This window comes from Streptomyces sp. NPDC032940, from assembly GCF_040636935.1.
Lineage (GTDB): Bacteria > Actinomycetota > Actinomycetes > Streptomycetales > Streptomycetaceae > Streptomyces.
Window position 1 is genome coordinate 15101 of the sequence record NZ_JBEZVJ010000015.1, and the last position, 12856, is coordinate 27956.

Annotated in this window: 10 protein-coding genes and 1 pseudogene; 4 read left to right on the top strand and 7 right to left on the bottom strand. The window is 66.8% G+C overall.

The genetic code is table 11. The annotated features are described in order from the left end of the window. Positions 1–16: 16 nt before the first annotated feature. The 7 genes from AB0E77_RS19520 to AB0E77_RS19550 all read right to left on the bottom strand — a co-directional run bounded on the left by AB0E77_RS19520 (position 17) and on the right by AB0E77_RS19550 (position 7708). The gene (locus AB0E77_RS19520) at positions 17–2200 is read right to left on the bottom strand and encodes a protein kinase (protein WP_361572183.1); all 2184 of its coding nucleotides are present in this window, start codon (positions 2198–2200) and stop codon (positions 17–19) included. A gap of 66 nt (positions 2201–2266) precedes the next feature. Continuing rightward, on the bottom strand, positions 2267–3073 hold the full coding sequence (locus AB0E77_RS19525) for a serine/threonine protein kinase (protein ID WP_361572186.1): 807 nt from the start codon (positions 3071–3073) through the stop codon (positions 2267–2269). A 214-nt stretch (positions 3074–3287) separates the two neighbouring features. After that, positions 3288–3590, bottom strand: a complete 303-nt coding sequence (locus AB0E77_RS19530; RefSeq protein WP_361572189.1) for a WXG100 family type VII secretion target — start codon at positions 3588–3590, stop codon at positions 3288–3290. Between the two features lie 55 nt (positions 3591–3645). Next, positions 3646–3987, bottom strand: coding sequence for a WXG100 family type VII secretion target (locus AB0E77_RS19535; protein ID WP_361572192.1), 342 nt, complete (start codon positions 3985–3987; stop codon positions 3646–3648). 116 nt (positions 3988–4103) lie between these two features. Further along, positions 4104–5297, bottom strand: a complete 1194-nt coding sequence (locus AB0E77_RS19540; RefSeq protein ID WP_361572195.1) for a S8 family serine peptidase — start codon at positions 5295–5297, stop codon at positions 4104–4106. 156 nt (positions 5298–5453) lie between these two features. After that, the gene (locus AB0E77_RS19545) at positions 5454–7262 is read right to left on the bottom strand and encodes a hypothetical protein (protein ID WP_361572198.1); all 1809 of its coding nucleotides are present in this window, start codon (positions 7260–7262) and stop codon (positions 5454–5456) included. Beyond that, on the bottom strand, positions 7259–7708 hold the full coding sequence (locus tag AB0E77_RS19550) for a hypothetical protein (RefSeq protein ID WP_361572201.1): 450 nt from the start codon (positions 7706–7708) through the stop codon (positions 7259–7261). The genes AB0E77_RS19545 and AB0E77_RS19550 overlap by 4 nt, the downstream gene beginning before the upstream one ends. Positions 7709–8267: 559 nt before the next feature. On the opposite strand from AB0E77_RS19550, the gene AB0E77_RS19555 reads away from it, so the two are divergent. The 4 genes and pseudogenes from AB0E77_RS19555 (at position 8268) to AB0E77_RS19570 (ending at position 12838) form a co-directional block, all read left to right on the top strand. Next, positions 8268–8774, top strand: coding sequence for a hypothetical protein (locus AB0E77_RS19555; RefSeq protein WP_361572203.1), 507 nt, complete (start codon positions 8268–8270; stop codon positions 8772–8774). Between the two features lie 55 nt (positions 8775–8829). Then, on the top strand, positions 8830–11145 hold the full coding sequence (locus tag AB0E77_RS19560; protein ID WP_361572206.1) for a hypothetical protein: 2316 nt from the start codon (positions 8830–8832) through the stop codon (positions 11143–11145). Between the two features lie 2 nt (positions 11146–11147). Further along, positions 11148–11771 carry a hypothetical protein gene (locus tag AB0E77_RS19565; protein ID WP_361572209.1) on the top strand — a complete coding sequence of 208 codons (624 nt, stop codon included), beginning with the start codon at positions 11148–11150 and terminating at the stop codon, positions 11769–11771. 633 nt (positions 11772–12404) lie between these two features. Beyond that, positions 12405–12838, top strand: a pseudogene (locus tag AB0E77_RS19570) (hypothetical protein). The last annotated feature ends 18 nt before the right edge of the window (positions 12839–12856 follow it).

The window sequence follows — 12856 nt, forward strand, 5'->3', positions numbered from 1 at the left end:
TGTGGGACGTGGCCGGCTAGACGAGCAGGTAGGCGGACACGTGATCGGCGTCCACGGCGAGGATCAGCCCCAGGTGCGCCTCCACGTGGAACTGCTCGCCGCTCGTCTTGTAGGTGCGCTCCGTGGTGTGCGACGACAGGCCGACGGCCCGCAGGTGAACGCCGCTGCGGTAGTACGCCCGCTGGTCGCCGATCAGAGGACGCCAGGCGGTGTACGCGCCTTGTGCCTGGTCCGTCTTCTCGGTCCAGAGCGACGTGCCTCGGACGGCGTCCACCGCTTCGATCCCGCCCTCCTCGGCGACGGCGTACACCACGCCTCTCTTCACCGTCGGCGGGCTGTACCGACGCCCCTGTCCGCTCGCCCACACCTGCGCCCCGTCGGTCAGCCGGAAGGCCCTGAGTCCCGTGCCTCCGACGTAGACACGCTCCTGGTCGACGGCGATCGGACTACGCAGGGGCTCGGGGTCGTCGGCGTCGTGGGGCTTGTCCCAGAGCACGGCTCCGGTACGGGTGTCACGGACCACGAGGCGCACCTTTTTGTCGTTGGCTTCCTGGAACGTCACGAGGCGTGTGCCGACGACCGCCGCGGAGAGGATGTACAGGCGGGTGCTCTTGTCCGGTCTCTTCGGCAGGGGCTGTTTCCACAGAGTCCGGCCGGTGGAGAGGTCGGCGGCGCGCAGCGTCCAGGTCTGCGAGGCGGAGAAGGTCCCGTCGTAGTCCGAGGTCCCTTGCCCCAGCACCATGTACGCGGTGGTACCGACGACGGTGAGGAGCTGGTGGCCGCGTAGATCGTAGTTCGTGTCCGGGAAGTAGGTCCCGGTGGGTTTCACGTAGTGCTGCTGCGTGTCATAAGTGGCGACCTCGACCGGGACTCTCTGGTCCTGGGGGTGATCGAAGTCGTTCGAGAGCCGGTAGTCGGTGTTCTCGACGGATGCCACCTGCCACCACTCCCCCGAGATCGCGATCGTCTGCCGCAAACCGGTGTAGGAGTTGAGACGCACGGTCTGGGCACGCATGGCGAGGTCGATGTGACCATTGGCCGACTGGGGGATGATCAGGCTCCAGTTCAGCATCATCATCTGGTTCGAGTTCTCGTACTGCCACAGCGGGTCAAGGTTGCGCGTCGGCGCGGGTGCGATCGCGCCCTGACGCCTGTCGGTGTCCCTGCTCCCCCACCACGCCCCTCCGGCCGCGGCCGCGCCGCTCGCAGCCACGGCTCCGCCCCACATCAGGAACCGACGGCGGGACGGTGCACGCCGTGCTTCTTCCGGAGCCGCCTCGTACGTGTCCGGAACCGCGGGTGGAGCCGCACGCTGCGGCATCGGCTGCCACACGTCAGCCGCGCGCCGGCCGATGTCCGCGAGCAGCGCCTCAGGCAAGTGGTCGGCGAACTCCCCCGACCCGTCGTGGAGTCGGACGGCCAGGTCTTCGGTGCGGGGACGCTCCAGCGGATCCTTGGACAGACAGGGGGCGAGCGCCTGCGCCAGCGCAGCCGACACTCCTTCGAGGTCGGCTTCCGCGTACCGGACCCGGTACAGAAGATCCGCGGCCTGTCCGTGCCCGAACGGGGCGCGGCCGGTCGCCGCGAACACCAGCACGCCAGCGAGCGCGAACACGTCACCGGGAGCTCCGTGGTCCTGCCCCGTGGCCTGTTCCGGCGACATGAACGCCGGTGTGCCCACGGTCGCACCGGCGCGCGTCAGACGGTCGTCGCCGATGGCCCTCGCGATGCCGAAGTCGATGAGCTTGGGACCGTACCCGGCGACGAGGATGTTGGACGGCTTGAGGTCGCGATGGACCACGTCACTGCGGTGCAACTGGCCGAGCGCGCCGCACAGCGCGGCACCCAGCGCCCGCACGGAGGCCTCGGGCAGCGGTCCGGCGATGCCGACGGCCTCGTCGAGCGACGGTCCGAGCACGTACTCGGTGGCCATCCACGGTGTCTCCGCGAGCGGGTCCGCGTCCATCACCCGTGCGCCGAACCGGTCGCCGATGACCCGGGCGGCATCGACCTCCAACCGGAAACGGGTGCGGGCGGCCGGGTCCGCGGCGATGGCCGCGTGCATCGTCTTGAGTGCCACGGTGCGCCCGCCGCCCGAGCGCGCCACGTACACCGTGCCCATGCCTCCACTGCCCAGCCGGGCGATGAGCCGGTAGGGCCCGAGGGCGCTGGGGTCGTCGTGGGTGAGGGGGGTCGGCATGGGTTTCTCGTCATCGAAGTCGTGCGGAACACCGGGCAGTTGTGCCAGTTCGGACGGCTCGCGGACTTACGTCACTGCCGCCACTTCGGCGGCCAGTACGGACGCCGACTGATGGGCGATGGCGGCTATGACCCGAGGGGGCAGCCAGCCCGGACCGAGGAAGGCCTCGGCACGTGTGACGGGACCGAACCCGGTTGGGCTCGGTAGTGCGGGATCGTCGGCCAGCACGCGGATCATCTCGGCGATCGACGGGCGGCGTGCCGGGTCTCTGGACAGGCTCCGGCCGATGAGTGACCCCAGGAAGGGCGGCAGTTCGCCCTGCTCGGGCGTCGTGTAGCCGGTGGCCGCGTAGGCCACGGTCGCGCCGAGCGCGTAGACGTCGCCCAACGGCCGGGGCCGGCCGCCCGCCGCCTGTTCGGGCGGCAGACTCCCTGCGTCCAGTCCCGGTGCGTCGTGCCGCGGAACACCGTCCTGCGCTGCGGCGCGGACCGCTCCGAAGCAGGAGAGCCGGGGTCCGTCGGCGGCGATCAGTACCGCTGCGGGGGACAGTCCCGCGTGCGTGACGTTCTGCCCGTGCAGCACGGCGAGGGTCTCGGCCAGGGCGACGGCGAGAGCCCTGACGGTGTGCTCGGGGAGGGGACCGCCGTGGAGGGCCAGCACGGCGGGGAGGGGAAGCGCGGGCACGTAGGTGTGGGCGGCCCATGCCTCGGCTCCGGGAGCGGCCACCTCGACGATCGGCAGGACCCAGGGGCCCAGGAGGTAGCGGGAGAATTCGGCCTCGGCCAGAAATGCCGCCGGCTGGACGGCCGTCAGCGGCTTGCTGAGGAAGACGGTGCGTTCACCGTCGGCGCTGCGGGCGATGAAGCGCGACATCGGGGCGGGGCGCGAGTAGGGGTCGGCAACGGATCCGCGCGCGTCGAGACGCGTGAGTGCCGTGTAGGGACAGCGGGGTACTCGTGCGCCGCTGTCGGACCCTGTCATGTTTTCTGTCATCGTCCGTCGTCGTGTCAGGTGGCGCACAGCAACAGGGTGGGCGTCTCCCGCGCACGCCCACCCTCGTTCCTGCTGCAGCCTCGGCCGCCGGTGACTACATCAGGTACCTGGACGCGGCCAGGTCACCCTCCATGTACGTACCGCCCGACTGGCCGACGACGTGGCCGATGCCCATCAGGGCCTGGTGGATGTCCTTGGCCTCGCGGTCCCAGCGCTCCAGCTTGGAGTTGTAGGTGTCCTGGGCCTTACCCACCCAGTACTGCTTGCTGTTCTCCACCATCTTGCGAAGCTGCTGGATGTCCTCGTCGAGCTGCTTCGCCTGGTTGGCGATGTTCGTCGCCGCGATGTCGAGCCCGTCGTACGTTACCTGCAAGCCGTCCGCGTTATTGGCGCCCATGTCCGCCTACCTCGTCTCTTTCCGCCGGTGATTGTTGTCCGCGCCGTGGGTGTCGTTACATCGAGCTGAACGGCGACACCGTGGGGGCACCGTCCTTGACGTTGATCTTGTTGACGGCCGCGCGGACTTCGTCTTCCTTGGTGTCCTTGATGTTGCGCGTCGCCGTCATGGCCTCGATGACCTCGGCGAGGATGCCACCCATGTTCTTCAGCGACGTGTTGATCTCGTACTGCTTGGTGTCGAACGCGGCGCGGCCGATGCCCTGCCACTGACCCTCGAGGCTGTCGATGACACCCTGCAGGCTGTGCACCCGCGCGCGGATGCTGTCGAACTTCTCGTACATGTCCTTCTGCAGCTTGACTACCGCTGCATCTTCAAGCTTCTGGTCGACGGCCATGTTCCGCCTGCCCTCCCTTTTCCGTTTCGGGGTCCAACTGTGCGGCTCAACGCCCTGCGGCAATGAGCACGTTCTCCATGTCCTGGCCTAGCGGCTCAGGGCCCGGGCGGCCGACGTCACGTGGCGCGACGCGATCGCAGGACGATGAAGGCTCCGCCTCCGATCACGACGACGGCGGCGGCAGCGCCGAGGGCGATCCACAGCGTGCTGTTGTCGTCGCTCGAGGACTCGGCCGCCACGTTCTCCGTCTTGTCCGCCTTCGATCCTGCTGCGGCCTTGTCGGCACCTGAAGAGGCTTCCGGTGCTTGTGACGAGCCTGTTGCGGAGGGGGAAGCCGCGGAGGCGGGCGGAATCTCCGTCACCAATTTCTTCCCCTTCTCCTGGTTCCACTTGGCGAGGGGATCGGAGTAGGCGGGGCCGGCGTCGAAGTTCGGGTTCTCGAGCACCTTGTAGGGGCGAACGGTGCCGTAACCGGCGTACTGCGTCGGGTCGTCCTTCGGCCAGTGGCGGCTTGCGGTGTCGATGAGCGCCCGAGTGACTTGGTTCGCCGTCCAGTCGGGGTGCGCGGACCAGATGAGGGCGGCGGACGCCGAGGCGATGGCGGTGGAAGCGCTGGTGCCCTCCAGGTCGTGGCAGTACGACTCAAAGCTGGGACGGCAGTAGCCAGGCATGTCCTCACCCGGTGCTACGAGGTCCACATAGTTCCCGTGCGAGGAGAACTCCGAAATTTTGTTGTCTTTGTTCATCGACGAGATACCCAGTACATACGGAGCCGCAGCCGGATAACCAATGTTGTTCTCGCCGGAGGTGCCGTCGTTTCCAACGCCAGCGATCAGCATCTTGCCTTTCGAAGCGGCGTAGACAGCCGCTTCCTCCACATCCAGATCGAGGTAGGGGAGGCTAAAAGACATACTGATGATCTTCGCATCAGTATCAGCCGCGGCTCTGATCGCCTCGGCAGGCAGGGCAGTCTTCTTCTTGTCCTCGGCCCCAGTCAGGCCCTTCAGGTGAATGCGGTACGGAACGATCTTCGCGCCAGGTGCGAGGCCCTGAATACTGCCATTGACGCCCGTGCCTGCGATGAGCTCCGCCATGCTCGTGCCGTGACCCGTGTAATCGTCGGTCGCACCGTACGCGACGGCTTCAGGGACATCGTCCACCAAAACCTGACCCTCAAGCGCATCGGTCTGGGGGTTCACTCCCGTGTCGATGACCGCTACCTTGACGCCCTTACCAGTGCTGTCCTTCCACATCTGCTCTACCTGCATCGGCTGCAGATACCACTGCTCCGACTGAGCGTCGGACGCCATCGCGTGCGGAGCGAATCCCACACTCGCAGCCACCAAGGCGCCGACCGACGCGCCAACGGCACGCACGCGTCGCTTGCAGTGGCTCCTGCGGAGGCCATTCCGCTCGGCCAGTCGGCTGGTCCCTGGCTTCATAACGTTGTGAGTCCTCGCTAGCACTTAGTTGACGACTGGCGGCACGTCGCGCCGTTGCTGATCGGGCAGGTGGGCCTCTTCGTCCTCGGTGACGTGGGTGGCCCGAGGAGCCTCTTCCCTGTCCTTGCCCGCATCCTTGTCACCCGACTTTGCGCGGCCACTCGGCCCGCGCACAAGGCCGGCGCCTCCACGAGTCATACCGTTCCGCTCAGCAACGGTTGCGGAATTGCGTGCAGCAGGACTGCCAGTGATGGACTTGGACGTGGTCGAGCCGACTCGAGGCCTGTTCGTCGCAGCGGAACCCGCCTTCCCGGCGGAGGTCGGTCCGCCGAAGACACCGCTCTGCCCAAGACGCCGCTCGGCTGACCTGGAGCCGGATGCAGCTTCAGCGCCGATCACCGTGCCTCGAGGAACCTTCGGCCCGTTCTTCGCTGGTGTTGCCGCTCCGGTCACGGGCCGTCCCCCGACCACGCCATTCGCATGGCCGGCACCAGTCGCTCTGCCGCCGTGCGGCCTTGAAGCGGACGGTCCGGCTGGCCTCGCTGTCCCACCGGTCACTCCCGGACCCATGGGCAGGGTCTTCCCTCCTGGAGAAGCGCCCTTGGCAATCGGCTGGCCGGTCGCCGCTGTCCGGCCCATCTGGCTGAGGGGACCGTTGCCTGTGCGTCCCGGCCCCACGTTGGTCATGCCGCTCGTACCGGTTCGCCCGGTTGTGGTGATCGGAGCCCTGAGACCGGTTGGCCCGCTCGTGCCCTTCCCTGGGAGCAGGTTATTGATCGGCCCAAACGCGTTACTGGGTCCGTTGTTCGCAATGTTGCTCCCGCCGGGGGCACCGACGATTGGGGCAATATCCCCATGTGCAGCGGGCGTTACGGGCGGCAGGGTTCCGACGCTGTCAATGGTCGTTTCGACGGCGATGTCAGGATCCACAGGGGGCCGTGCCACGTCGGTCGGACGCAGGGGTACGTCAGCCAAGCCGCCCGTCTCGGCGCGGCCTGCTGTGGCGATCGACGGTGGGTGACTAGTGCCGACCGTTCCCGTACTCGACTGGTGTGTCGCCGACGCACCACTGTCCCCGACATAGATCTTGTCGCCGGAGCCAGGTGCCGGCTTCGGAACGCCCACGTCCGGCATGGCCTTGAACTCTGGGAGCGGCAACTCCTGGAGTTGCAGGTTCGCCACCGCGTAGTAGGAAGACAACCGATTCATCTGGTTGATCGCCTCTTGGCGGTCCTTCTCCACGCGGGTCGCTTCGGCGTACTCGGCGTTGCCCTCGACCTGCTTGGGCGCCGGAAGCTCCCAGGGCTTCACTGCCTGTTGCGCCGCCGGTCTCGTGTCCCGAGGCGGCATGGCCTTGCGTACCGCCGCCAGGCCCACGGCGGCAGCCGTGATCTGATCCCCCGCCCCACCGGCAAAGTCACTCAGCCCATACGTGCTGGTGACCAGCGAGCGCCCCCACTTACGAAAGGCTTCACCCGACTCACCAACCCAATGGACCTTCTCGATGTGGCCATCCAGTTCCTTGGCTGCCTCGGTGATGGCGTCCCGCGCGTCCCACAGGGCCTTACCCGAGGACTCGAGGTCCTCTGGGTTGGTCTGCTCGACCAGGTCGATCATGTCGTTCAGACGGCGCTTCTCGAAGTTGGTGCGCTCTTGCTGCACCCCTCGTGCGTACGGCGTACCCGCCGCCGCATCACGCACCATGTCGTCGATCGCCCGGCGGAGGAACCCGCCGTCACCGCTTGAGGGCTTCTCGGCATGCCGTGTCAGGTCCGTGAACGCGTTCTGCCCGGAGACCCGCTCCAGATCCTGCTCGTGCTTCTTGTCGGTCACGTCAGGCCTCCGGTGGTCTTGTCGCGCTTCGCACGCCGCTCGCCGTCTCCCGCGTCCTGCAGGTCCTTGATCTGCAACTGAATCGCCCAGAAGCGGCGCCGCTGCTCCTCTTCAAGGTTGTCGAAGCCCACATGCGCACCCCGGACAGCGATACCGATCGCCTCGATCTGCAGGTGCAGGGTCTTGGACAGCGAGGTGAGCGTCTCGTGCACCTGGTTGTACTGCAGGTACAGGGCGTGCGCCTCGGGAAAACCGCCTGGGTCCGTCGCCAGCGACGTCGGCTTAATCGTCTGGGCGCCGACTCGAGTCGGGTTGCCGGGCGATCCCTCGAGGTTGGTCAGGACCGCGTCCACCCGCTTCACGAACGTGCTCAGCGCCTCGCCGGTGACCTCCAGGTTCGCCGCCCTGGCTGCTGACACGCCCCCCACCATGTCCGCTGGAAGCACGTCGCTCCCTCCCCGTTCCCCGTAGCTTCATCGCTGTGGCCGGTCGGCCACTCGCCCCCGCGATCGCAAAGCGAGCCGCGCGCGTCTTGCGATCACCACTCTAGTCAACGGGTACGACAGGGCCAACCGTGATGTGTGCTAGCCCAGTTACAAAGACGTCCCGAACATGACACGCCGGTGAGTCCCAGGATATCGGCGCCAGTTGAGCGGTTCGGCTCTGCGGTCGGGTGGTTAAAAGGTGAACGATTAGCGGCGGTGCCGGGCGGACGACCGCGCATCACTCGAAGTAGTGCACCCGCACGATGCCGCCCGTCATCCCCCTCGTACGCGATCTCGTACGCGACCCGGGCGCGCGGCCGATATGCGCCCGCCGGCCCCGCTCGACCCACCGATCCGCAGATCTCCCCAAAAACTTCACCTCCGCAATCACCCCACCTCGGACGCACCCGGTCGCCTGGCTGGCCCCAGTTGCTAACTTGTGGCGGAGTCCGGACACCGCAGGACGCCCACCGGCCGGCACAGGCGGCAGGCAGCCCTGCACACGGGGAGGTTGCCGTCCATGGCATGGAACGAGTGGGAACAGCTCAAGGCCGACGCACTGCAGCGCCAGCAGGGATCTGCGCACATGCAGTTGAACCAGGTGGACGGCGGGGCGCCTCCCAAGCCGAGTTCGTACGGTGACCTCAAGGTCGCGAACGACGGGCTCACCAAGATCGGCACCGCCGCGTTCGAGCTCTACAACGACCTGTGGGACAAGGCACGTGTCGCCGTACCCACCAGCGACTCCGCGGCCGCTGACCTGTCCAAGCAGGGTTTCGCTCTCGGCGCCGGGCTCAAGCACGTGTCGAACCGCTGGGACGAGCAGCTGAAGTCACTGATGGACGCCTGCGCCCACATCTCGAACCACATGCGGGTGACCAAGAAGGTGCATGACGGGGACGAGGGCTACATCCAGCGGCAGATGAGCAGCATCGCCATGCTGGACGCCGGCTTCGACGAGCGCGTCGGGGCGCCGGGTGAGAAGAACAAGATCTACGGAGAGCCGAGCAAGAAGAAGGACGACTGAGGGACGGCCCACAGCGCCCGCAGCTCTGCTCCCACTCACCCCACGGACGGAACCCATGGAACTCGACACGCTCCGCGACGCCAGCTTCAAACTGCTCGACGACGCCGTCAAGGACTGGTCCACCCTCGTCAAGAACCTCGCGACGCTGAAGAAGGACGCCGAGGACAATCTGCACAAGGGCGCCAACAAGGCCGACTGGGCCGGTGTGAACGCCAAGGTGTCCAAGGAATTCATAGGCAAGACCGCCGGTGAGTTCGCGGATGCCCATACCCAGGCCGACACCATCCACAAGATCCTCAGCGACACGGTGGGTGAGTTGAAGGGCTACCACCGGCAGCTGGTCGAAGCCATCGACGGCGGCCGCAAGAAGGGCCTGAAGGTCATCGGCTACGAGGGCGGCTTCACCGTCACCACGGACGCTCCCCCGGAAGCGCGCGGCAAGATGGACCAGGACAACCAGAAGGACATCACCGCGCTCCGGGACGAACTCCAGGGAATCCTCAACAAGGCCAGCGAGAGCGACAACTCCGCCAAGACCGTCCTGCAGGCCATCGCCGACCAGAGCAAGATGGGCTTCTCCGACGCCAGCTACAAGGACCGGGACACCGCGGCCGACGCCGTCAAGAAGGCCGACGAACTGGCCGCCCTCGCGAAGAAGGACCCGGACGACCTCAGCGTCGCCGACTTCGACAAGCTCAACGAGGGGCTGAAGAAGTACGCCAACGACGACCTGTTCGCCGAGCGGTTCGCCACGGCGCTCGGACCGAAGAAGACGCTGGAGTTCTGGGCCGGGGTGAGTGACCCGCAGCGCGGGAACTGGGAACTGGGCCATGAGCGCCTGGACAAGTTCGACGATCTGCAGCGCAGTCTGGGCATGACGCTCGCCAACGCCACGCAGAGCGACTCGGCGGCGATGGCCGAGTGGAAGCGCACGATGATCGACATCGGCGACAAGCCGCTGTACGGCGAGAACCGCGGCGGGCCGATGGGCTTCCAGGTCATGAGCAACCTCATGCGGACCGGTGACTACGACGACCGGTTCCTCACGGACTACGGCACGAAGCTCATGGCCACCGAGCGCAAGCTGACCGGCAACGGGGAGCACGCCAATCTCGCGTGGCAGCGCATGGGCATGGACCCGGTGCTCAACCGAATCGGCGACGACAGCGGCACGGACCCCCTGACGGGCTACCTGAAGGGCCTGTCCAACAGCCCGGACGCCGCCACCGACTTCCTCAACGAGCAGTTCATCTCGAAGGACGACCCGGACAACCCCTTCGAGCGCGACACCGACGACAACGGCAAGAAGGGCAAGGTGTCGCTGTCCAACTTCCAGTACCTGTTCGAGGAGCGGGACTGGCCGCAGGAGTCGAACCTCAAGGGGGACGAACTCCACACCGGGCAGAACAACCTGGCGCTGGCGCTCGAGGCCGCCACCACCGGCCACCCGGCGGGTGAGATGCCGACGGTGGACACCCCCGCGCACAACGCCGGCCAGGCGAAGCTCGTCGAGGATCTGGTCGCCTCCGTCGCAGACGACCCGGGCCGCCTGTCGAAGAACAGCTACATGTCCGACAGCATGGGGCAGATAGCCGCCGAGTACATGCCGGACATCCACCGGGGTCTGCACCCCGGCACGGAAGGCGAGGACAAGCTCTTTCCCGTCGCGGGTTCGGCGGCCAAGCTCGGCGAGACCGACATCACCCGCTTCCTGTACACCGTGGGCCGGAACCCGGAGGGGTACACGGCGGTCAACCTGGGGCAGCACAGCTACACGACGAGCCTGATGCAGTACCACTTCCAGCATCCGGACGCCTACCTGAACGATCCGAACTTCTCCCAGGACGAGAACCTGAAGAAGACGATCGAGGACGTCGCCCGGGTGGCCGGCGAGGTGGAGGGCACCATCGGGGCGGGCCGGGCCTACGAGGGCGAGATCGAGGGCGGGAAGAAGGACGCGGACTACAACGCCGCCATCGAGAAGGTCGGGACCTGGGGAGGAACCGCGGTCGGTATCGGCGTCGGGCTCGGCACCGCCCCGTTCACGGGCCCGGGTGGTGTCGTCGCCGGCGGTGTGGCGGGCACGGCCGCGGACGAGATCATCAGCGCGATCACCGACGGTGCGATGAAGGACAGCTCCGGCGAGGTCATCTACCGCAACGGACAGGACCTTGACGGCACCAAGGACTCGACGTACGCCCTCGTCGAGAGCGCGGCGAAGAAGGCCGGGGAGGGTGCCGACAACCCCTCTCCCGCGATCGTCTCGGCCGCCGCCACGGCGGCGGAGCAGGGCTTCAACAACGCAGGGAAGAACGTCCACGACGCACTCGACGGCGAGGGCGTGCCCCGGCAGCTGGAGAAGGAAGACTGAACGTGAATGCCAGGCGGAGCGGATACGCGATCGCTGTCGTCGCCGTCGTCATCGTGGGCGTGCTCGGTGCCTTGTATCTCTTCAAGGCACCGCCGTTCGCCGAGGACACGGGGGACATCGAGGCCGGTGCCGTGTGCGACTCACTGGGCTCGGGCTCCCGGGCCGCCGACGCACTGAAGACGGTGCTACCGGAGGAGTCGTCGTATGCGTTCAACGACGACGTGAACCTTCGCGTGGACGAACAGGACAGCGGCTACGGCTCGGACTGCTTCGTCTCGGGCGGCGGTGACCAGCTCCTGAGCGCCCGGACGCAGATGATCCGCGACGAGCCGTTCGAGAGCTGGGCCGACGACGAGGTCGCGCAGCACGCGGACGGAAAGGACCGGCTCACGCCCTTCACCACGGGCCTCAAGGGCACGGCCTCCCCCACCGTGGCCGCTGTCCTCGTCCCCTGCACGTCGGCTGGGAAGATCCCCGGCGGCCAGTACGACCTCAGCGTCGTCGTCCATCTCGAGAAGGCGGGCGAGGCGAGTGACACCGACACGCGGGCGGGCCTGATCGACCTGGCGAAGAACGCCGCGACGTACGCACACGCCAAGGCGAAGTGCGACATCGCCCTGCCGTGACCGGCCGACGGCACCCTTTCGTCTGGGCGACGCCCAGCTTCCGACAGGCCCGGCGGAACTCCCGCGAGTCGAGTCGTAATCGATTCCGCGACCGCTGTGGAAGATCACCAGAAGATGCCGCCGCCCCGGGTCGCGGTGGCATGTGCAGGGTGGCGAAGACCACTTCGATGTCGTATGGGACCCCGTCGCCCCGACAAGCGGGCGGCGGGAGAACAGGCCATGGCCGTGGCCAAATACAGTTGTCCCTCGCCGGTTTCGATCTCAGTGACCACCCCGCACCAGACCAGGTCGGGTGCGGGGTGGTGAAGTTCCGCCGCGCGAAGTCAGGGGGCCTACCATTTCTGAGCGGTCTCCGTGACGATCTGTACGGCCCCCTCACGCAACTCCGCATCAGATCCGGCGCCTCTCCGCCCTGACTCCCAACTCCGCCTGCAGTCAAGGTGGTCATGCTACGGGGGCGGGACATCACATCACCGCAACCACTTCACGTACGCAATCAGGCCACATCAGACGCACGCGGTCAGCCTACGGACGACAGTTGCTAACTTATTGCAGAGTCCGGACACCGCAAGGACGCCCACCAGTTAGCGCAGGCGGTCAGGAGTCCCTGCACACGGGGAGGGGTTGCGATCCATGGCATGGGCCGAGCGGGAACAGGTCAAAACCGACGCGCTGCAGCGCCAACAAGGTTCCATATGCATGCAGTTGAACCAGGTGAACGGCAGCTCACCCCTAGGCCGAGCTCCTACGGTGACCTCGAAGTCCCAAATAACGGTCTCACCAAGATCGGTACAGCCGTTTTCGAACCTACGAATGGCGCCGCAACTGCAGACCTCTCAAAGCAAGGCTTCGCAATCGGTACGGGACTCCAGCACGTAAACGGTTGGGACAAGCAGTTGAAGTCCCTGATGGACGCGTGCGCTTAGATCTCCAACCACATACGGATCACCAAGAAGCCACATGACGGAGACGAGGGATACATCCAGCGACAGATGAGCAGTATCGGCACGCTGGACGCCGACTTCAACGCGCGGGGCTGGGCGCCGAGCAAGAACAAGAATGAGTAAGGACCGGAGCAACTCTCA

Coding starts and splice junctions, on each gene's coding strand:
- AB0E77_RS19520 (WP_361572183.1), bottom strand. CDS start 2,200: ATGCCGACCCCCCTCACCCACGACGACCCCAGCGCCCTCGGGCCCTAC.
- AB0E77_RS19525 (WP_361572186.1), bottom strand. CDS start 3,073: ATGTCGCGCTTCATCGCCCGCAGCGCCGACGGTGAACGCACCGTCTTC.
- AB0E77_RS19530 (WP_361572189.1), bottom strand. CDS start 3,590: ATGGGCGCCAATAACGCGGACGGCTTGCAGGTAACGTACGACGGGCTC.
- AB0E77_RS19535 (WP_361572192.1), bottom strand. CDS start 3,987: ATGGCCGTCGACCAGAAGCTTGAAGATGCAGCGGTAGTCAAGCTGCAG.
- AB0E77_RS19540 (WP_361572195.1), bottom strand. CDS start 5,297: ATGGCGTCCGACGCTCAGTCGGAGCAGTGGTATCTGCAGCCGATGCAG.
- AB0E77_RS19555 (WP_361572203.1), top strand. CDS start 8,268: ATGGCATGGAACGAGTGGGAACAGCTCAAGGCCGACGCACTGCAGCGC.
- AB0E77_RS19560 (WP_361572206.1), top strand. CDS start 8,830: ATGGAACTCGACACGCTCCGCGACGCCAGCTTCAAACTGCTCGACGAC.